This is a genomic window from Amycolatopsis sp. WAC 01376, from assembly GCF_003947415.1.
Classification (GTDB): domain Bacteria; phylum Actinomycetota; class Actinomycetes; order Mycobacteriales; family Pseudonocardiaceae; genus Amycolatopsis.
Genome location: NZ_QHKL01000002.1, coordinates 201,096 through 220,032 on the forward strand (window position 1 = coordinate 201,096; position 18,937 = coordinate 220,032).

The 18,937-nt window shown below is 69.4% G+C and carries 19 protein-coding genes; 12 read left to right on the top strand and 7 right to left on the bottom strand.

Annotated features, from left to right (window positions below; translation table 11 throughout):
* Positions 1 to 94 precede the first annotated feature (94 nt).
* The 3 genes from DMH03_RS10230 to DMH03_RS10240 are packed head-to-tail and all read right to left on the bottom strand — an operon-like array spanning position 95 to position 3,126.
* Complete coding sequence (locus DMH03_RS10230) at positions 95 to 1,279, bottom strand: sorbosone dehydrogenase family protein (RefSeq protein ID WP_125791784.1); 1,185 nt, start codon at positions 1,277 to 1,279, stop codon at positions 95 to 97.
* A 21-nt stretch (positions 1,280 to 1,300) separates the two neighbouring features.
* The gene (locus DMH03_RS10235; RefSeq protein WP_125791785.1) at positions 1,301 to 1,963 is read right to left on the bottom strand and encodes a response regulator transcription factor; all 663 of its coding nucleotides are present in this window, start codon (positions 1,961 to 1,963) and stop codon (positions 1,301 to 1,303) included.
* Positions 1,960 to 3,126, bottom strand: coding sequence for a sensor histidine kinase (locus DMH03_RS10240; RefSeq protein WP_125791786.1), 1,167 nt, complete (start codon positions 3,124 to 3,126; stop codon positions 1,960 to 1,962). Before DMH03_RS10240 ends, DMH03_RS10235 begins: the two co-directional genes overlap by 4 nt.
* A 131-nt stretch (positions 3,127 to 3,257) precedes the next feature.
* Between DMH03_RS10240 and DMH03_RS10245 the strand changes: the two genes are divergently transcribed.
* Positions 3,258 to 3,887, top strand: coding sequence for a class I SAM-dependent methyltransferase (locus DMH03_RS10245; RefSeq protein WP_125791787.1), 630 nt, complete (start codon positions 3,258 to 3,260; stop codon positions 3,885 to 3,887).
* On the opposite strand, the gene DMH03_RS10250 is transcribed toward DMH03_RS10245, so the two are convergent.
* Complete coding sequence (locus tag DMH03_RS10250) at positions 3,814 to 4,578, bottom strand: helix-turn-helix transcriptional regulator (RefSeq protein WP_125791788.1); 765 nt, start codon at positions 4,576 to 4,578, stop codon at positions 3,814 to 3,816. The genes DMH03_RS10245 and DMH03_RS10250 overlap by 74 nt on opposite strands.
* A gap of 86 nt (positions 4,579 to 4,664) precedes the next feature.
* Here DMH03_RS10250 and DMH03_RS10255 point away from each other — a divergent pair, with 86 nt between their 5' ends.
* The 9 genes from DMH03_RS10255 to DMH03_RS10295 all read left to right on the top strand — a co-directional run bounded on the left by DMH03_RS10255 (position 4,665) and on the right by DMH03_RS10295 (position 15,555).
* On the top strand, positions 4,665 to 5,579 hold the full coding sequence (locus DMH03_RS10255) for an LLM class flavin-dependent oxidoreductase (protein WP_125791789.1): 915 nt from the start codon (positions 4,665 to 4,667) through the stop codon (positions 5,577 to 5,579).
* Between the two features lie 56 nt (positions 5,580 to 5,635).
* A complete protein-coding gene (gene mfd / locus DMH03_RS10260) occupies positions 5,636 to 9,190 on the top strand; it encodes a transcription-repair coupling factor (protein WP_125792862.1) in 3,555 nt (1,184 codons plus the stop codon).
* Positions 9,191 to 9,420: 230 nt separating this feature from the next.
* On the top strand, positions 9,421 to 10,425 hold the full coding sequence (locus DMH03_RS10265) for a hypothetical protein (RefSeq protein ID WP_125791790.1): 1,005 nt from the start codon (positions 9,421 to 9,423) through the stop codon (positions 10,423 to 10,425).
* Entirely contained in the window at positions 10,422 to 11,345 is a 924-nt protein-coding gene (locus DMH03_RS10270) for a MazG family protein (protein WP_125791791.1), read from the top strand. The genes DMH03_RS10265 and DMH03_RS10270 overlap by 4 nt, the downstream gene beginning before the upstream one ends.
* A 95-nt stretch (positions 11,346 to 11,440) precedes the next feature.
* Positions 11,441 to 11,983 carry an RNA polymerase sigma factor gene (locus DMH03_RS10275; protein WP_125791792.1) on the top strand — a complete coding sequence of 181 codons (543 nt, stop codon included), beginning with the start codon at positions 11,441 to 11,443 and terminating at the stop codon, positions 11,981 to 11,983.
* Positions 11,980 to 12,795, top strand: coding sequence for a zf-HC2 domain-containing protein (locus DMH03_RS10280; RefSeq protein WP_125791793.1), 816 nt, complete (start codon positions 11,980 to 11,982; stop codon positions 12,793 to 12,795). Before DMH03_RS10275 ends, DMH03_RS10280 begins: the two co-directional genes overlap by 4 nt.
* Before the next feature lie 17 nt (positions 12,796 to 12,812).
* Entirely contained in the window at positions 12,813 to 13,616 is an 804-nt protein-coding gene (locus tag DMH03_RS10285) for an ABC transporter ATP-binding protein (RefSeq protein WP_125792863.1), read from the top strand.
* Positions 13,613 to 14,986 carry a hypothetical protein gene (locus DMH03_RS10290; protein ID WP_125791794.1) on the top strand — a complete coding sequence of 458 codons (1,374 nt, stop codon included), beginning with the start codon at positions 13,613 to 13,615 and terminating at the stop codon, positions 14,984 to 14,986. Before DMH03_RS10285 ends, DMH03_RS10290 begins: the two co-directional genes overlap by 4 nt.
* An 8-nt stretch (positions 14,987 to 14,994) precedes the next feature.
* Complete coding sequence (locus DMH03_RS10295) at positions 14,995 to 15,555, top strand: hypothetical protein (protein WP_125791795.1); 561 nt, start codon at positions 14,995 to 14,997, stop codon at positions 15,553 to 15,555.
* 73 nt (positions 15,556 to 15,628) lie between these two features.
* Here the strand turns inward: DMH03_RS10295 and DMH03_RS10300 are convergent, their stop codons facing one another.
* Entirely contained in the window at positions 15,629 to 16,039 is a 411-nt protein-coding gene (locus tag DMH03_RS10300; protein ID WP_125782545.1) for a PPOX class F420-dependent oxidoreductase, read from the bottom strand.
* Positions 16,040 to 16,191: 152 nt separating this feature from the next.
* On the opposite strand from DMH03_RS10300, the gene DMH03_RS10305 reads away from it, so the two are divergent.
* On the top strand, positions 16,192 to 16,899 hold the full coding sequence (locus tag DMH03_RS10305) for a murein transglycosylase (RefSeq protein ID WP_125791796.1): 708 nt from the start codon (positions 16,192 to 16,194) through the stop codon (positions 16,897 to 16,899).
* Here DMH03_RS10305 and DMH03_RS10310 read toward each other — a convergent pair.
* A complete protein-coding gene (locus DMH03_RS10310; protein ID WP_125791797.1) occupies positions 16,872 to 17,792 on the bottom strand; it encodes an NAD(P)/FAD-dependent oxidoreductase in 921 nt (306 codons plus the stop codon). The two genes, DMH03_RS10305 and DMH03_RS10310, sit on opposite strands and share 28 nt — an antisense overlap.
* A gap of 54 nt (positions 17,793 to 17,846) precedes the next feature.
* On the opposite strand from DMH03_RS10310, the gene DMH03_RS10315 reads away from it, so the two are divergent.
* On the top strand, positions 17,847 to 18,416 hold the full coding sequence (locus DMH03_RS10315) for a helix-turn-helix domain-containing protein (RefSeq protein ID WP_125791798.1): 570 nt from the start codon (positions 17,847 to 17,849) through the stop codon (positions 18,414 to 18,416).
* An 80-nt stretch (positions 18,417 to 18,496) separates the two neighbouring features.
* Here DMH03_RS10315 and DMH03_RS10320 read toward each other — a convergent pair whose 3' ends face one another.
* Entirely contained in the window at positions 18,497 to 18,910 is a 414-nt protein-coding gene (locus DMH03_RS10320) for a tetratricopeptide repeat protein (protein ID WP_125791799.1), read from the bottom strand.
* Positions 18,911 to 18,937: the final 27 nt, after the last annotated feature.

Genomic DNA, 18,937 nt, shown 5'->3' on the forward strand with positions numbered 1-18,937 from the left:
GCCCCAGTCCACAGCGCGGTCGTCGGCTGGATCGCCCGTGCCGTCAGGGACCGCCTGGGCGCGAAGACCGCGGACATGACTTGCAGGACACGGCCTAGGCGCCAGGGGTGACGCGGAGCAGCTTGTCGTCCTCACCTTCCGAAGTGGTGATGTAGAGCGCGCCGTCCGGGCCGCTGCGAACGGCGCGGAGCCTGCCGAACTTGTCGTCGAACTCCGGCGGCAGCGTCACTTCGGTGACCTTGCCGGTGTCGTCAAGGCGGAACAGCAGGAGCTTCTGCCCCTTCAACGCGGTCACGGCGAGCGAGCCTTCGAGCGGGCCCCACTGCGATCCGGTGAGGAATTCCGCGCCGCAGATGGCTTCGGTGATCTCGCCCGTCGTCCACAAAGGACTGACGGCGTCCGGGAAGCGTTGCTTGTCGGTCATCGGCACGCTCTCGTCGTAGCTGGTCTCGGTGCCGCCCTTCGACGGGTCCCAGCCGTAATTCGCGCCCGCGCGTTCCAGGTTGACCTCGTCGTCGATGGTCGGCCCGTGCTCGGCGGTGAACACCTGCCCGGAGCCCGGCCGCACCGTGACGCCCTGGACGTTGCGGTGCCCGAAGGTGAACACGCGCTGCTCGTTCGGATTCGCCGACGAGATGAACGGGTTGTCCGGCAACGCGTTCCCGGTCTTCGCGTCGATTCGCAGCACCTTGCCGCCGAGACTCGTCCGGTCCTGCGGGTGCTGCGGGCGGGCCGTGTCGCCGGTGCCGACGAGCAGCGCGCCGTCCGCTCCGAACGCGGGACGGCAGCCCGAATGCCTGCCGCTGGAGTTCACCGGCAGCCCGGTCAGCAGGTCCTTCACCTTCGTGGCGCTCGCGCCGTCGTCGGAAAGCCGCCAGGTGACCAGCCGGATGTCGACGGCCTTGTCACCCTCCTTATGGGTCTGGCAGGTGATGAATTCGCGCGAAGTCGCGAAATCCTTGCTGATCACCATCCCCATCAGACCGCCTTCGCCGCGTACGTGGACGTCGGAGAAGTCGGCGGCGACGTCGCGCTTCGTGCCGCCGTCGACCAGTGCCAGCTTCCCGGGGCGCTGGGTGACGAGGATCTTCCCGTCCGGCAGGAAGCCGACGTCCCAGCCGTGTTCGAGGCCGGCCGTCACCTGCTCGACCTTCAGCGACGTCACGGCGGGCTTCGAGGTGACCGGCGGGGCGCTCTGCACCGGTTCGCTCGATGCCCCGGAACAGGCTGTGACCAGCAAGGACAGGGACGCGAACGCGACGACGGCGGTTGTGCGCATGACATCAGCATGCCACCGTGCTCAACCGCCCGCGCGCACCAAACCGCTTTCGTAGGCGAACACGACCGCGTGCACCCGGTCGCGCAGGGAGAGTTTCGCGAGAATCCGGCCGACGTGGGTTTTCACCGTCGTCTCGCCGATATAGAGCTTCGACGCGATTTCGCTGTTCGCCAGCCCGCGCGCGATGAGCGCGAGGACGTCCTTCTCACGTTCGGTCAGCTTCTCCAGCCGCTTGCTTTCGCCGCCGTCGAGGGCAGCGTCCAGATAGCGGTCCAGCAGGCGTTTCGTGACCGAAGGCGAGATCATCGAATCCCCGCGAAGCACACCTCGGATCGCGACGAGGATTTCTTCGGCCGGAGCATCCTTGACCAGGAACCCGCTGGCACCGGCACGCAACGCCGCGTACGCGTATTCGTCGAGGTCGAAGGTGGTGATCATCAGGACCCTCGTCCCGGGCAGAGCCGCGCAGATCCGCTCCGTCGCCGCGACGCCGTCGAGCACCGGCATCCGGACGTCCATCAGGACCAGGTCGGGCCGCAGTTTCAGGGCGGTTTCCACCGCCTCGGCCCCGTTGGCCGCCTCGCCCGCGACGGTCAGGTCATCCTGGCTCGTGACGATCATGCCCATCCCGACGCGGACCAGTTCCTGGTCGTCGCAGATCAGCACCTTCACCGCGGATGTCATCCCGCCTCCACCACCAGACTCGCGGCCACCCGGTAACCGCCGTCACGGGTCGGCCCGGTGTCGAGCGTCCCGTGGAACATCTCGACCCGCTGCGCCATCCCCGCCAGGCCCCGCCCCGAAGACGGCAGCCGCGGCGCGGGCGGATCGGACCCCCCGGTGTTCGTCACCTGGATCCGGACGTCCCGGCGCGGGCCTTCCCCGCTGAAATCGATTTCGACGGTTCCGCTCGCGTCGCCGGGCGCGTGTTTGATCATGTTCGTCAGTGCTTCCTGGACTATTCGATACGCCTGGAGCGCGGCGCTGGGCGGCAGCCCGCCGGCGTCACCGGTAACCCGCAGGCCGACTTCGCGGCCCGTCGCGCTCACCTGCTCGACCAGTTCGCGAAGTTCAGCGACGGCGGGTTGAGGACTTCGAGCGGTTTCGCCCGCATGGAGGACCTCCAGGAGCCGGCGCAATTCGGCCAGCGCGTCGCGACCCGCTTTGCCGATCGTGTCGAGCGTGCGGTCGACCGCTTCGGGATCCTTGTGGCGCATGAGTTTCGCGCCTTCGGCGTTGATCACGATGACACTCACGCTGTGCGCGAGGACGTCGTGCAGTTCCCGTGCGATGCGGGTGCGCTCTTCGGCGACCGCGGCCCGCGCGCGGGCGTCCTGCTCGGAGGCGGCCAGCTCCGCCTTCACCGCCTCCTCGTCCGAAAGACGTTGGCGCGCGCGGAAGAATTCACCGAGGGCCCAGGCCGCGACGTGCAGCGGGATCGTCGCGAAGATCGCGATCTCCGGTCCCTGTTCGGTGGTGGCTCCCCAAGTGAGGCCCCAGCCGACGTCGAGGGAGACGATGACGACGGCGATCGCCGCGGCGAACCGGCGGTTCCCCGTGCGGACCAGCGTGTACAGCGCGACGGCCATCGCCAGTTCGCCGCGGCCGCGGTCGTAGGCCCAGAACTCCACGAGGTACTGCGCGGTCACGCCCGTGACGATCAGCACCGCGGCGATCTCGGGATGGCGCCGCCGCCAGAGAAGCGGCACGAGGAAGAGATACGGCACGAGCAGGATCGCCTTGGGGACCGGCGACGAACCCGTCGGCACGAGGAAGACGAACCATGCGAAGAGCGGCAGGTCGGTCACCCATGGGTGGGCGCGGATCCGCTCGGACAGCCTGAGCACTTCCCGAACGTAACCGCGGCGGGTGGCCGAGCGCGTCGTCCTGGGGTACCCCCGGCGTCCTCCCGCGGGAGGACGGGGCCGGACGTCGCGGCCGACGCGGGGCCACGGAACCCGTTCCTAGCGTCGGGATCATGTCGATCACCAGGGAATTCCTCCGCCATCCGATGCTCACCGGGGCCGTCGCGGCCAGCTCCCCGAAACTGGCCGAAGCCATGACGACGGGCCTCGGGCTGGAAAACGCCCGGCTCGTCGTCGAACTGGGTCCTGGGACGGGCGTGTTCACCGGGGCGGTCCTCAGCCGGCTGCCGCCGGGCGCCCGGCTGGTCGCCGTCGAGATCAATCCCCGGCTCGCCGGGAACCTGCGGGAGCGGTATCCGGAGGCCGAGATCGTCCAGGGGACCGCCGAGAACTTGGGCGAATACGTGCGCGACGCCGCCGACGTCGTGGTTTCCGGTCTGCCGTGGACGGTCATGACGGCGGAACGCCAGGAACGGATCCTCGACCAGGTGACCGGGATATTGGTCCCGAACGGGCGGTTCACGACCTTCGCCTACGCGCACGCGGCGTGGGCACCGCCGGGCAGGCGATTCGCCGCCGCGCTGCGTGACCGGTTCGCGGTGACCGGGCGCTCGCCGGTCGTCTGGCCGAACCTGCCGCCCGCGTTCGTGCACCGCGCGGCGCTGCCGGTCAGCGCGTCAGGATCGCGGCCGTCTCGGCGTCGGCGGGAAGGAACGTCTCCAGTTTCAATTCCGACACCGTGACGTCGGCCGCGGTCGCGAACGTCGTGATGGCCGTGATCAGCCGCAGTTCACCCGCCGATGTGGACAGGCGCATCGGCACGGCGAACCCGAGATGGTCCGGGCCGGGTGGTCCCGGCTCCGGAACGTAACTTTCGAGTTCGGCCAGCAACGCGGTGAGCCGCTCGTCGGGCGCGTGCGCGATCTCCTGCGTCAACCGTTCCAGGATGTGCCGCGCCCAATCCGCGAGGTTCAGCACCCGCGGCGCCATCCCCTTCGGATGGAGCGCGAGCCGCAGGGTGTTGACCGGTTCCTCCAGCAGCTCCGGCGCCACGTCCTCGAAGAGCAGGTCGAGCGCGTCGTTGCGGGCGACGAGCACGCCGTAGCGGTCGACGACGATGGCCGGGTACGGCCGGTGCCCGTCGAGTAGCCGCCGCATACCGTCGAGGACCGGCTTCAACCTGGGATCGTCCAGTTCCGTTTCGGGGAAACCGGCCGCGAAGCCGGCCGCGAGCAGCAGGCCGTTGCGTTCCCGGAGCGGGAGTTCGAGCGATTCGGCGACGCGCAGCACCAGCCCTCGGCCGGGGATCGACCGGCCGCCCTCCAGGAAACTCACGTGCCGCTGAGTGGTTCCGGCCCGTAGCGCCAGTTCCAGCTGGGACAACCGCCGCCGCTCGCGCCAGCCCCGGAGCGCGGGGCCGAATCCGGAAACCATGGTCGTCATCTTGGCCGAGTCGTGCGCGGCTCGGCCATTCCCTCGAAGGAATTGAGACGATTCCCCGCCGCGGCGATGCTTCCGGCATGAAATTCGGTCTGGTCGTCCCCACCTATCGGTCCATCCTCGACGCCGGGCGCACCGCGCCGGAAATGGTCGCCGTCGCGGTCGAAGCCGAACGCCTCGGTTTCGATTCGGTCTGGGTCGGCGACACCCTCGCGAAGGCACCCATCGATCCGTTGACGTTGCTCGGCGCGTTCGCCGCCAGAACGGAACGGGTCACCCTCGGCACCGCCGCGCTGCTCCCGGCGTTGCGGGATCCGGTCCTTTCCGCGAACGCGATCCTCTCGCTCGACCTGCTCAGCCAGGGCCGGATCACGCTCGGCGTCGGCGCCGGGTTCGCGGGCCGCAGCGAACCCGAATTCGCGTTCACCCGCGTTCCGTGGGAACGCCGCCGCGCCCGGCTCGACGACATCGTCGCGTTGTGGCGGCACGTCTGGAGCGGGAAGAGCGGCCCGTTCCACGGCGAGGTCCTGCACTACGACACGCTTCCGGAGTATCCGAAGCCACACCGCCCCGGTGGCCCGCCCGTCTGGCTGGCCGCGTTCACGCCGGGCGCGCTGGACCGCGCGGGACGGCTCTACGACGGCTGGTTGCCGTATCCGCCCGACGTCGCGGACTACGTCGACGGCCTCGCGAAGATCCGCGAAACGGCCGTCCGCCCCGTGACGCCCGCGTTGTTCGCGACAGTGCTCATCGAGAACGACCCGATCAGGGCACGCGAGCGGCTGGAGGACTACGCACAGCGGAATTACGGCGTTCCGCTGGACTTCGTCGAGAAGATCCAAGTGCAGATCGCCGGGAGCGCCGAGCAAGTCGCCGACAGGTTGCGCGAATACCAGGACGCGGGCGCCGAACACGTCCTGATTCGCGTCGCGACGCAGGAACCGGCCGAGTTCGACGAGCAGCTCCCGAAGGTGGCCGGCGCACTGCCGAGGTAATCGCGCGGCGGACTGTCGGTGCCCCCACGTAGGCTGGGACGGTGACAAACGCTCCATTGTCCGGACTCCTTCATTCCATCCTTCCCGATCCGGCCCTTCGCGGGGTCGTGGAGCGGGCCGGTGCCCCGGTGCTCGAACTCCAGGGCGCGATCGCCACCCGCCAGCTGGTCGCGGGCGCCCTCGCCGCGGACGAGGGCGCCGGCCGCCCCGTGCTCGCGGTGACCGCCACCGGCCGCGAGGCCGACGAGCTGACCGCTTCGCTGAAGTCGTTCCTCGGCGAAGGCGCCGTCGCCGACTTCCCGTCCTGGGAGACGCTGCCGCACGAGCGGCTGTCCCCGCGGGCGGACACCGTCGGGCGGCGGCTGGAGGTGCTCCATCGCCTGAAGACGGGGGCCGACGACCTGCGCGTCGTCGTCGCGACCGTCCGCAGCCTCATCCAGCCCATGGCGCCCGGGCTCGGCTCGCTCGCGCCGATCGACCTGGTGGTCGGCGAGGAGCAGAGTTTCGAAGGGCTGCTGGAACGGCTGGTCGAGCTCGCCTACACGCGGGTGGACATGGTCGAGAAGCGCGGCGAGTTCGCCGTGCGCGGCGGCATCCTCGACCTGTTCGGGCCGACGGCGCAGCATCCGGTGCGCGTCGAGTTCTGGGGCGACGAGGTCAGCGAGATCCGCGCGTTCGCGGTGTCCGACCAGCGGTCGTTGCCGGGGGAGATCCGGCACGTCAGCGCGCCGCCGTGCCGTGAGCTGCTGCTCACCGAGCAGGTGCGCGCGAAGGCCGCCGAGCTGGCGACGACGTACGAAGCGGACGCCCAGCTCACCGAGATGCTCACCAAGCTTTCCGGCGGGGTCCCCGTCGAGGGCATGGAAGCGCTCATCCCGGTGCTGTGCGAGGGCGAGCTGGACCTCCTGACCGACGCGATGCCCCAGGGCACGCACGTGCTGCTGGCCGATCCGGAGAAAATCCGTGCCCGTGCGGCCGATCTGGTGCGCACCGGGCAGGAGTTCCTCGAAGCGTCCTGGACCACGGCCGCCGCGGGCGGGCAGGCGCCGATCGACCTCGGCGCGTCGGCGTACCAGGACCTCGCGGAGATCGCGAAGCACGCTCAGGAGACGAAGCGCCCCTGGTGGACGCTGACGCAGCTGGCCAGTGACGATCCCGACGTCTACCGCGTCTCGATCGAGGCCGCGCCGAACTACCGCGGCGAGGTCGAGCGGGCGACGACCGATCTGCGCGCGCATACGGCCGCGGGCGGGACGGCGGTCCTCGTCGTCGCCGGGCACGGCACCGCGGCCCGCGCCGTCGAGCAGCTTTCGGCCGGAGAGGTGCCCGCCTCGCTCGCGGAAGGCATCACCGGTCCGCTGACGCCCGGCGTCGTGACGGTGACATGTGGCGGTCTTTCGGACGGCTTCGTCTCGCCGGAGCAAGCCCTGGTCGTGCTGTCCGAATCGGATCTGACCGGCCGAGGCTCCGGCGCCGGAACGTCCACAAAGGACTTCAGTACCAAGATGCCGTCGCGGCGCCGCAACGCCGTCGACCCACTCGCCCTCAAAACGGGCGATTACGTCGTGCACGACCAGCACGGCATCGGGCGGTTCATCGAGATGGTGCAGCGCACCGTCGCCGGCGCCACCCGCGAGTACCTGCTGCTGGAGTACGCCTCCTCCAAACGCGGGCATCCGGGGGACCGGCTGTTCGTGCCGACCGACCAGCTCGACGAGGTCTCCCGCTACGTCGGCGGCGAGCTGCCGACGCTGAACAAACTCGGCGGGTCCGACTGGAAGAACACCAAGGCCAAGGCGAAGAAGGCGGTCAAGGAGATCGCCGCCGAACTGGTGCAGCTCTACGCCGCGCGGCAGTCCGCGCCAGGGCACGCGTTCGGGCAGGACACGCCGTGGCAGAACGAACTGGAAGACGCGTTCCCGTTCACCGAGACCAACGATCAGCTCGCCGCGATCGACGAGGTCAAGGCGGATATGGAAAGCGGCGTCCCGATGGACCGCGTCATCTGCGGTGACGTCGGCTACGGCAAGACCGAGATCGCGGTGCGCGCGGCGTTCAAGGCGGTGCAGGACGGCAAGCAGGTCGCGGTGCTCGTGCCCACGACGCTGCTCGCGCAGCAGCACCTGAACACCTTCACCGAACGGATGAGTTCGTTCCCGGTGAAGATCAGGGGGCTCTCGCGGTTCACGAACAAGATCGAATCCGACGCGGTTCTCGAACAGTTGTCCTCCGGCGACGTCGACATCGTGATCGGCACGCATCGCCTGCTGCAGACCGGGGTCCGGTACAAGGACCTCGGCCTGGTGATCGTCGACGAGGAACAGCGGTTCGGCGTCGAGCACAAGGAGCACATCAAGGCACTGCGGACGCACGTCGACGTGCTGACCATGTCGGCAACGCCGATCCCGCGGACGCTGGAGATGTCGCTCGCCGGGATCCGCGAGATGTCCACGATCCTGACCCCGCCCGAGGACCGGCACCCGATCCTGACCTACGTCGGCACGTACGACGACAAACAGGTCGGCGCCGCGATCCGGCGCGAACTGCTGCGCGACGGCCAGGTCTTCTACGTGCACAACAGGGTTTCCTCGATCGAAAAGGCCGCGAAGCGCATTCGCGAGCTGGTGCCGGAGGCGCGTGTCGTCACCGCGCACGGGCAGATGAACGAGGACAAACTCGAAAAGATCATCCAGGGCTTCTGGGAGAACGAGTACGACGTGCTCGTCTGCACCACGATCGTCGAGACCGGGCTGGACATCTCGAACGCGAACACGCTGCTCGTGGAACGAGGCGACCTGCTGGGGCTCGCGCAGCTGCACCAGCTGCGCGGCCGGGTCGGGCGCGGGCGAGAGCGCGGGTACGCGTACTTCCTGTACCCGCCGGAGGCGCCGCTCACCGAGACCGCGCACGACCGGTTGGCGACCATCGCGCAGAACACCGAACTGGGCGCGGGTATGGCCGTCGCGATGAAGGACCTCGAGATCCGCGGCGCGGGCAACATCCTCGGCGCCGAGCAGTCCGGGCATATCGCGGGCGTCGGTTTCGATCTGTACGTGCGGCTCGTCGGCGAAGCGGTCGACGCGTTCCGCCGTCACGCGGGCGCGGACACGGCGGAGGAGGAAGAACTCGCCGACGTCCGGGTCGACCTCCCGGTGGACGCGCACATCCCGCACGACTACGTCCCTGGCGAACGGCTGCGGCTGGAGGCGTACCGCAAGATCGCGGCCGCGCCCGACCAGGCCGGGCTCGACGCGGTGCGCGAAGAACTCGTCGACCGCTATGGCCAGCCGCCCGCGGCGGTGCGGAGGCTGCTCGCCGTCGCCGCGTTCCGGCACACCTGCCGCGCGGCGGGCGTCACCGAGGTCGCCGTGCAGAGCACGTCGATCCGGTTCGCCCCGCTGCCGCTGGCGGATTCGCAGCTGGTGCGGCTGAAGCGCTTGTACCCCAAGGCTCTCTACAAGACGGTGACGAACACGGTTTCCGTGCCGAGGCCGACCGAGGGCCCGGCGGGCGGCCGGATCGGCGCCCCGACACTGCGGGACGAGGAGCTGCTGGACTGGTGCGCGAAGCTGCTGACGAATCTGATGAAGTCGCCGGCGCCCGTCGCGTGACACGGCCGTCGTGCGGGACCGGAGCCGGTACCTACGGTCCGTGAAGGCCTTCCCCAAGTACATGAAGGACCCCTTCACTGCGCTAGGCGCAAGGAAGGGGTCCTTCACGTACTTCGAGCGACCAGGGTGCGGGAAGGTGCGGGTCGTGAGTGGCGATTCGGGCTAGAACCCGAATCGCCACTCACGACTGGTTTCCACGCCAGGAGCGGTGTGAGAGGGTAGGCGCTGTGATGCGGATCATGGGGCGCCGTCGCGCGCTGGTCGGGGTTCTTGCCGGTTCTCTCCTTCTCGCCGGATGCAACGCCGGACCCGGGCAGGTCGGTACGGCGGTGATCGTCGGCGGCAAGACCGTTTCGGTGGATCGCGTGCAGGAGCTGATCGACAAGGCGGTTCGTGAGCACCCGTACGGGCAGCAGCTCGCCAAGGAGCACAAGCTCGACCTCGTCGGCCGCGAGATCGTCCGCCAGGAGATCCTGCACGACCTCACCGTGCGCGCCGGTCAGCGGGAAGGCATCGGGGTCGACGAGTCCCTCGTGACGAACGCGTTGCAGAACGACCCGCTGGCGAAGCCGATGGAGGCCAACCCGCAGGACGACCCCGAGCTCAGCGTCCAGCAGCTCGTGGCGAGGGTGCGGGACCACCGTGAATCCCTGGTCGACGCGGCTATCCAGACCCAGCTCGCGATGAAGTACCTGGACAAGCTCAGCGTCTCGTTCGACTTCAGCTCGGTCTCCTCGACCGACGCCACCGGTGCCGACGCGGACCAGCTGCGCGAGCAGGCGATCGAGAAGGCCCGGCGCTTCGCCGCCTCTCCGACCGCGGCGGCCGAGCTGATCGCGCAGGACGAGCAGACGCCCGGTATGCAGGCGGGCACCGGGCAGAAACTGCCGGCGATGCAGTCGCCCGCGACCGCGGCCACCGTCCTCTTCGGTCTCGAACCCAACACCGTCGCCGCGTTCAAGCCGACACCGCAGCAGCCGCTGTGGGTCGTCGTCGTGGTGCGTGAGCGGACCGCCGACAAGCCCGTCGCTTCGGATCAGGCCGCGCAGCCCAGCGCTCAGCAGCTGGCGAAGGTCGGTGTCCGGCTCCTCCAGTCCTACCTCGACCAGGTCGACCTCAAGGTGAACCCACGCTACGGCGTGTGGGATGTTGTCGGCATGGACCTCGCGCCCAACGAAGCTTCGAAGAAGGGCATCGTGCTGCCTGTGCACGGTGCCGCCCAGCAAAACCCGTGACCGCTGCCGTCGTCGTGATCGCCCGCGGGGCGACGCTGCCCGCCGCGGCACTTCCGATCCTGCGGAACAGCAGTGCCGTGTACGCGGCTTCCGATGTCGATCCCGAGGTCTTCGGGGTACCGGCGCTCGGTGACACGCAGGTGCGCGACCTCGTGCTCATCGCCGGTTCGCGAAGGGAACCCAAGGCCGCGGCGCTGATCGGGGCCGGTGCGCGGGTGGTCGAAGCGCCCGTTCCGCCGCTGGTCGAGGCCGCCGACGTGATGGACCGCCTCCGCTCGCCGGGCGGATGCCCGTGGGACGCCGTCCAGACGCACGAGTCGCTGCGGCAGTACCTGGTCGAGGAAACCTACGAGCTGCTCGACGCGATCGAGGAGGGCGACCGGGCCGCCTTGCGCGAGGAACTCGGTGACGTCCTGCTCCAGGTGCTCTTCCACGCGCGCGTCGCGTTCGAAGACACGGAAGATCCGTTCGGGATCGACGACGTCGCTTCCGAACTGGTCGCGAAACTCGTCGGCCGTCATCCGCATGTCTTCGCCGATGCTCCCCGGGTCGAGACCGTCAGCGACCAGAATCTCAAGTGGGAAGAACTGAAACAGGCCGAGAAAAGCCGTCAGTCCATTGTGGACGGTGTCGCGCTCGGTCAGCCCGCCGTGGCGCTCGCCGGGAAGCTCGGGCAGCGCAGCGGCCGTGCCGGGATCCCGCTCGACCTGTTCCCCGAAGGTTCCGAAGCGGCGGCCCAGTTGTTCCGGGTGGCCGCGACCGCGCGCCGGGCGGGAATCGATCCCGAAGGCGAGCTCCGTGCCGTGGCGAAGCGGTTCGCGCGCGACATCCGCGACGCCGAACAGGCCGCGCGCGACGCCGGTCTGGAACCGGCGACGCTGGAGGCCGACGGCTGGCGCAAGTTCTGGCCGGCTTCCTGACGGCCGGTTCACACCTTCACGTGAGCAATCGGCCCTTGTGACGCGGAACACAATCGAGTGAGAACCGTTTCGGCGGTCCCCGCGTCTTGCCGGGTGTGAAGGGAACGGAACCGGACGAAGAGCAGCTCGTCCGCCGCGCGGCCAAAGGTGACCGGGCGGCGTTCGAGGAGCTCTACCGCCGCACGTCGCCGTGGCTGGCCGTGCGCCTGCGCCGTCGCTGCGCCGACGAGCAGATCGTCGCCGAGGTGATGCAGGAGACCTACCTCGCGGTCTGGCGCGCGGCGGGGGCGTTCGCCGGTTCCGCGGTCGGCGGGAGCGCCGTCGGCTGGCTGTGGACGATCGCCGCGCGGCGGCTGGTCGACGCCTTCCGCCGCCGGGCGAAATACGCGCAGCCGCTGCCGGTCGCCGAAGCGGCCGTCGCGCCCGCCGCCGAGGACGAGGCGCTGGCCGGTGCGGTCGGCGAGGCCGTCGGCGACGCGCTGCGCCGGCTCGCTCCCGAACTACGCCAGGTCCTGCAGGCCATGGTGCTCGACGGACTGACCGTCCGCGAGACCGCGGTCCTGCTCGGCCTGCCGGAAGGAACCGTCAAAACCCGCGCCAGGCGGGCTCGGATCGCGATGCGGGAGGCGCTGTCGTGAACAAGGAACACGTGTCCGGACAGCTCCTCGCCGGTTACGTCCGCGGGGACGACGGCTTGGCCGGTGACGAGGTCTGGGCGGTCGAAGCCCATCTCGAATCCTGTGCGGAATGCCGGGGAAGGCTGTCCGCGGTCAGCATGCCGGCGGTGTCGGCGCTGGTGGACGACGTCTGGGCCGGTTTGGATTCGAAACTCGCCGAAGCGGGGCCCGGGCCCATGCGAAATCGGTGGGCCGGACGGCTGCACACCTGGGTGACGCCGGTGATGCTGCCGTGGCTGGTGATGATCGTCCTGATCCCGGCATTGGGCTTCCTGCTGGACTGGGTCGGATTCACCGGGACCGAGGGGTATTCGTTCGTCCAGCTCTTCTCGCCGCTGCTGCCGGTGCTCGGGGTCGCGGTGTCGTGGTCCAGGGGGCTCGACCCCGCCTACGAACTCGTCACCTCCACGCCGCGGGCCGGGCTGTACCTGCTGCTGCGCCGGACGACGGCGGTCCTTGCCGTCGTTTTGCCGATACAGGCCCTCTCGGGCTGGCTCGGCGGCGACGGATTCGGGCTCGGTCTCCTGCCGAGCCTGGCCTTCACCACCGGGACGCTCGCGCTCGGCGGAGTGATCGGGGTGGTGCGGGCGGCTTACGTCCTGGCCGGGATCTGGGCGGCGGTGATCTTGGCACCCGCGGTGGCTTCACAGGGGCGTGCCACCGCGCTCGAACCCCGGCTGCTCCCGGTGTGGGGCGCGATCTTCGCGCTGACCGCGGTCGTGGTGGTGCTCCGGCGGAGCGTCTTCGGCCTGCTCACCGGATCCGAACGATGAACGAAGGGGAGGACATGATGCGTGCTGTCGGGGCCGCGGAGGTCGCACCGACGACCTACGCGTGGCAGATCAAGGCGGAAGGACTGAAGGTCCGGGTCGGCAAACGCAAGTTCGCCGTGGACGGGCTCGACCTGGAACTCGGCACGGGGGTGCACGGTCTGCTCGGCCCGAACGGGGCGGGGAAGACCACGCTGATCCGGGCACTGGCGACGGTGCTCCGGCCGGCGGAGGGAGGGCTGGCGCTGCTCGGTGAATCCGTCGGGGGACTCACCGATCAGCGCCGCCTACGCCGCCGTATCGGCTATCTGCCGCAGAATTTCGGGTTCTACAAACGCTTCACCGTCCGCGAATTCGTCGAGTACATCGCGTGGCTGAAGGAAATGGCGAAGGAAGACATCCCGGGAGCGGTGCAGCGGTCGATCGAACGGGTCGGTCTCGCCGATCGCGCAGACGACCGGATGAAGACGCTGTCCGGCGGCATGGTGCGGCGGGTCGGGATCGCGCAGGCGATCGTGAACGATCCGGACCTCCTCCTGCTGGACGAGCCGACCGCCGGACTCGACCCCGCGCAGCGCGTGCGGTTCCGGGACCTCCTTCAGGAAATCGGCCGTGAGGCCTGCGTGGTGGTCTCGACGCATCTCGTCGAGGACGTCGCGACGGCCTGCACCGACGTCGTCCTGTTCGAAAACGGGAAACTCGTCTTCCAGGGGACGCCGGACGAACTGGCCGCGGCCGGGAGCGAGGAGTACGTCGGAGACAGCCCGATCGAGCGCGGTTACTCGGCGCTGCTGGGGCACGAGCCGGGGAGGGGGAACTGGTGAACACTCGTATCCTGCGGACCGAACTCCGCCGTTCCATCGCCCCGTGGGCGACGCTCGCCGTTCTCGTCGTCGCGTTCGGGTTCCTGTATTCGTTCAGCGGTCCGTGGTCGAAGGCACCGCTCGCCTGGGACGAGAACTGGGTGCCCGCCGCGGAGTGGAGCCGGTTCCTGCTGGTCTTCCTGTGGCCGATCGCGATCGGCGCCGGGGTCATCCAAGGTATGCGGGACAGCCGGTCCGGGATGGCCGAACTCCTCACCACGATGCCGCGACCAGGCTGGCACCGCGCCGCGAAACTCGCCGGTGCGCTGGGCGGCCTGCTGGTGCTGGGCTATCTGCTGATCTTCGCCGTCGGTGCCGTCCAAGTGATCTTCAGTGGCGCGTTCTTCACCTTCGGCTGGCTGCCGCTCGTCGTGGTCGGTGTGCTCGCGATGCTCGCTGGGGCCTGGATCGGGCTGGGGATCGGCCGGTTGCTGCCGCATCCGCTGACCGCGCCCGCGGTGGCCGTCGCCGCTCTCGTGACGGTGCTCGTGTTCCAGATCGCGGGGTCGGAGGGCAGCGTGCTCGTAGGCGCTGTTCCGGCCTGGGCCTACTCGCTCTCTCCCGCGATGGACGTCACCAACGATCCGTTCATCACCACCGCGAGCCGGATGGATCTCGGACAGGGGGTCTGGCTCGCCGGGCTGGCCGCGACCGGATTCCTCTTGCTGGCGGCCCGCTCCAAGCGGTCGAAGGCACTCTCCGTCGTTCCCGTGCTGGGGGCGGTCGCGATCGCGATGCCCATCCTGCCCGCGACCTACAGCGAGGCCAAGACCGTCGACCCTCGCGCGACGGTGATGGTCTGCGACGGCCCGGTCTGTGTTCCTCGCATGCTCGAACCCGACCTCGCCCGTATCGCCGGGCCTGGCAAAGAAGCGTTGCGGCTCTTGGGAACCCTGCCGGACGCGCCGGCCAGGATCACGGCCTTGAACCGGCGGGTGGCTTCCGACGAGGTGCCGCCGCGTGCCGCCGACACCGTCCTGGTCGACCTGCTGGATTGGTCCTTCCGCTCGATCAAGAATCCGGACGACATGACGCGGGCACTGGTCGCCGGGGCGGTGGCGCCGACCTGTTACACCCTCCACGGCGCCGACAGGTCCTTTGTGGACGAACTCACCGCGCGGTCGATCACGTCGAGCTGGTTCCTCGGTGAGTGGAAGATGCTCGAGGGTTCGTGGCTGAGCGAGGGGAAGAAGAACGAGGTCCTCCGGAACTGGGAGACCTTCCGTGCCCTGCCGCCCGACGTGCGGCGCACGCGGATCATCGCGCAGCGGCAGGCGGGCCTGACCTGCCAGGGTAACCAGCTCGACATCCTCCTCGGCGGCGCCCGATGAGGTGGGCGGTGCTGTACGCGCGCTCGCGTGCCATGCCCGCGTCGTTCGCGGCGCTGGTGGTGAGCATGGCCGTGCTGTGGTTCCTGGCTCGGGACCGCTGGTCGGAGATCCCGGTTTCCCTCGCGCTCGCGGTGGCGGTCGCGGTACTGGCCACCGGGCTGAGCGGGCAAGACGTCGATCTCGATCGGACCGCCGCGATCCGGTGGCTTCCCCGTCGCGGTCTGCATCTGCTGCTGATCGGCGGCCTCGGCGTCGGAGCCGTGCTCCTGCCGCGGCTGTGGGAGGCGGAGCGGGTGCCGATGGAGATCATCGTGCGGAACGTGGCCGGACTGCTCGGTCTCGCCGGGCTCGCCGCGGTGCTGTTCGGCGGGGCCTTCGGGTGGACGTTGCCGCTGCTCGCGCTCGTGGTCGCCTTCGTGGTCATGATGGCGTCGTCGGGTACGGACACCGTGAACCTGGTAGCGACCTGGTTGTTCCAACCTGCCGATGTGGCGGCAGCCCTGTGGACCGCCGTGGTGTTCGCCGTCGTGGGCTTCGGTGCCTACGCGGTCTACGGCGCCCGTCGCTGACTTCGCCGAAGTGTCCTGAAAGGGTCGTTCCTGACGAAATTCGTCAGGAACGACCCTTTCATGACATCCCCGGTCAGACGTTTCGGTTGTGCGGGACGAGATCGAGCGGGTCGTGGTCCGGGTCGTCGACGCCGAGGCTGATGATCCGCGAGGGGTGTAGCCGGATCACCGCGCCGTCGAGATGGCCGTCGGGGGTGTTGGCGCCGGTCAGCGCCTCGGCCCGGCCGCGGATCTCGAGGCAGCGGATCCTCGGCGGATCCTGCGACGGCATGTCGTCCACCACGAACGCGGCCTGCCCGTTGGCGGCCACGTTCCGGAACTTCTTGCTCTTCGCCAGTTCGTAGCCGGTGATGTCGATCGTGCGGGTCTCGGTGTTGTAGGTGTAACCGACCGGGCTGACCTGCAGCGTGCCGTCCGGCTGCGCCGTCGCGAGCCGTCCGAGTCCCTGGGTGGCGAGGTAGTCGAGTTCCGCTTCACTGAACATGGATCCAGTCTGCGATCTCCACTTAACTTGAGGTCAAGCGTGCGGTGCCGGTAGTTTCGCGACAGCCGGAATCGCCGATCCGCTTCACCGTCAGTCGGCTTCGTAAGCCGAATGGGTCATCGCCCGGCAGTGTGGCGAAGTAACCTGACCGGGTGGCCGAAACCACCCAGTCGAGCACCGACGCCCCGGAGCACCCCGCGCGCCCTCTGCCGCCGTACGTCCCCAGGCTCGCGTTCGCGGGCGGGCTCGTGCTCACGGGCGTGGTGCTGATCATGACCGTCGGCGTGAACCGGCCGGGCGGGGAGGAACCGCCCCCGCCGGCGCAGCCCCAGCCCGCGCTCGCGGTCCCCGACCAGAAACCTCAGCCGGGGGTGGCGACGCCGCGCGCCGGGCGCGCCGCGCCGCCCGACCGGCCCACCGTTTCCGACGCGGCCGAGCTTGAGACCTGGGCGAAACGGGTGGCGGCGAAGACCCGGCTGTCCGAAACCGAATTGTCCGCTTACGGCCGCGCCGAGATGTGGCTTCGGCGGCAGAAGCCGGGTTGTCACCTTTCGTGGGCGACCCTCGCGGGCATCTCCCATGTCGAGGCGGCGCAGGGCAGGCCCGGTCCGATCACGCTCCCGCCCGACGTGTGGGCCAAGCACGCCGCCCGGGCCAGGAGTGACGGCAAGCAGCCGGATCCGAAGGACCTCGACGACGCCGCCTTCGCCACCTCCCGCTATCTGTGCGCGGACGGCGACGACGTCGCCACCCCGGTCGGCTGGTGGAAGGCGATGCGGACGTTCAACCCGGCCGTGCCCTACGCCCAGGAGGTCTTCAGCGCGGCCGACGCCTACGCGGACGCCAGCGTCGCGCCCTGATCCTCGAGCACCAGGTCGAAGTTGAGCGCCGACGCCATCCGGTAGGCGTCGCCCGCCGCGACGACCAGCTGTGCCATCGGATCGACGACGTTCCCCGCCGCCCAGACACCGTCCACGTTCGTGCGGCCCTGCGCGTCCACCGCGATCGAGCCGCTTTCGGTGCGCGCGCAGCCGATCTGGGCGAGAAGCCGGTCGTGCGGGACGAACTTCGGGCCGACGAACACGACATCGCGTTCGACGAACTCGCCGTCGACGAGCCGGACCCCGGTCAGCCGGTCGTTCTCGACGGCCAGCTCGGACACCTTCCCGTCGACGATCCGGATGCCCAGCCCGGTCAGCTTCGTCCGGTCTTCGGCCGAGATCTGCTGTGTATGCGTGAAGAAGGTCAAGTCCTTGCTCCACTGCCAGACGATCAGCGCCTGGTGGACCGATTTCTCGGAGGTCGCGAGCACGCCGAAGCGCTGATCGCGCACTTCCCAGCCGTGGCAGTACGGGCAGTGCAGCACGTCGGCGCCGAAACGCTCCGCGACGCCGGGGACATCCGGCAGTTCGTCGGCCAGCCCGGTGGTCACCACGATGCGGCGACCGCTGACGACCCGGCCGCTCGCCAGTTCCACCGCCTTGTCGTGCCGCAACCGGTGGACGACGTCCTCGACGATCTCGACGCCGTAGCCGCGGACCTCGTCACGGCCTATCTCCAGCAGTTCTTTGGGTGGAATGCCGTCCCTGGTCAGGAAGCCGTGCGCGTGCGCGGCGGGCGCGTTGCGCGGGGTGCCGCCGTCGATCACGACGACCTTGCGCCGCGCCCTGCCCAGGACCAGCGCCGCGCTGAGGCCGGCGACGCCACCACCGATGATCACCACGTCGTAGTCGTTGTTCATGCTCCCGAGCATCCGGATTTCTTCGAAAGTTGGCAAAGTTCATTGCCGATTTGGCAAACTGGGGACATGGAGGACATCGAACGACGGCTCGCCGAGGTCGGCCCGAAGCTCAAGCAGCTTCGCAAGGAACGCGGCACCACCCTTTCCGCGCTTTCGGAGGCGACGGGGATCTCCGCCAGCACGCTCTCGCGGCTCGAATCGGGCAGCCGGAAGGCCACGCTGGAGCTGCTGCTCACGCTGTCGGCGGCGCATCAGGTCCCGCTCGACGAACTGGTCGGCGAACCCGAACCGGCGGATCCCCGCGTCCGGATGAAAGCGCAGAAGTTCGGCAGGTTCACCGCCTGGTCACTGCCCGCGCAGCCGGGCCAGCCGCAGGCGTTCAAACTGCTGATCCCGGTCGAGGACATCGAACCGGTGCAGCGGACACACGAGGGCTACGAATGGATGTACGTCCTCAGCGGACGGTTGCGGGCGGTGCTCGGCGACCGTGACTTCACGATGGGGCCCGGCGAGGCCGCGGAGTTCGACACCCGGGTGCCGCACTGGTTCGGGAGCGCGGGGCCGGGGCCGGTGGAACTGCTGGTGCTGTTCGGCAAGCAGGGCGAGCGCGCCCACCTGCGGGCCAAGTCCAAATGAGAGCAAAGGTCCCTTGCTCCAGGGGTGACGGCGATCAGGATTGAGAGCAAAGGTCCCTTGCTCCCGCGACGGCGAGCTGGTCAGTCGCGCAACGCGATCCGCGCGCTGACCTCGCTGATCGCTTCCAGGTACTCCGGGATCGGATGCATCGCCGACGCGATCCGCATCTGCGCGAGCGCCTCGGTCAACCGGCCGAGGCGCTGGAGGGTCCGCCCGAGCACGAACCGGGCGTAATGATCGGTGGGGTCCAGTTCCAGCACCCGGGTGAAGGCGCGTTCGGCCCGGCGCAACTGTGCGGAGTGGAAGTACGCGCGGGCTGCCAGCAACTGGACACTCGGTTTGTCGGTTTCCTCTTCGAGCAGGGGTTCGAGGGCTTTGAGGGCGTCGAGCGGCCTGCGGCTTTCGACCAGTGCCTCCGCCTGTCGGAAGGCACGGAACCGCGACTCGCCGGACGGGTCCTGACCGGGTTCTGGGGCGGGTTCGGCATCCATCATGGTCCGCTCCATGATACGCGGGGGCAG